Here is a 683-nt window from a genome sequence, read left to right as displayed (position 1 = left end):
GAATACAATGATTGATTATGTGGAGGAAACCATGAAAGAAAAGTTTGATTTAGTAAAACTATTAAATATTCTAAAGAAGAATATTAAATTATTGCTTATTTTACCGGCAATATGTCTTGTAGTAAGTGCGGCATTAACCTTTTTTGTTATGCCTGACAAATATACTGCTTCTACTCAAATATTAGTGAACATGAAAAAGTCCTCAAGTGATTTAGCTTTCCAAAATGTTCAAAGTAGTTTGCAGTCTGTTAATACATATACGGAAATTATCAAAAGTCCTAGAATTCTAGATAAAGTATCTAGAGAATTTGATGGTCAGTATTCAACAGCTGAGTTGAATTCATTTTTAAAAGTAACCAATCAAACAAACTCTCAAATTATTACTGTATCAGTTACCACTGGGAATAAATCTGAATCTGACAAAATTGTTAATAAAATATCTAAAGTTTTTGCTCATGACATGCCTAAAATTATGAGTGTTGATAATGTTACGATACTTTCCTCAGCACATGATAATGCTGTAAAAGTATCTCCAATAGTATCTGTCAACTTAGTTATCAGCATTATTGTTGGTATTGTTTTAGCAATATTGATTATTTTCTTAAAAGAATTATTAGATAAGCGTATTAAGACAGAAGAAGATGTTGAATCGCAACTAGGATTACCTATTTTAGGTTCAATAC

Annotated in this window: 1 protein-coding gene; it reads left to right on the top strand. The window is 29.1% G+C overall.

The annotated features are described in order from the left end of the window. Positions 1 to 31: 31 nt before the first annotated feature. A partial coding sequence (locus IDG60_RS28015) for a Wzz/FepE/Etk N-terminal domain-containing protein (RefSeq protein ID WP_206161059.1) occupies positions 32 to 683 on the top strand: 652 nt, incomplete at its 3' end.

This window comes from Staphylococcus sp. EG-SA-2 (assembly GCF_017152085.1).
Note: the sequence above shows the minus strand (reverse complement) of the source record. Positions and strands in the feature narration are given on the sequence as shown.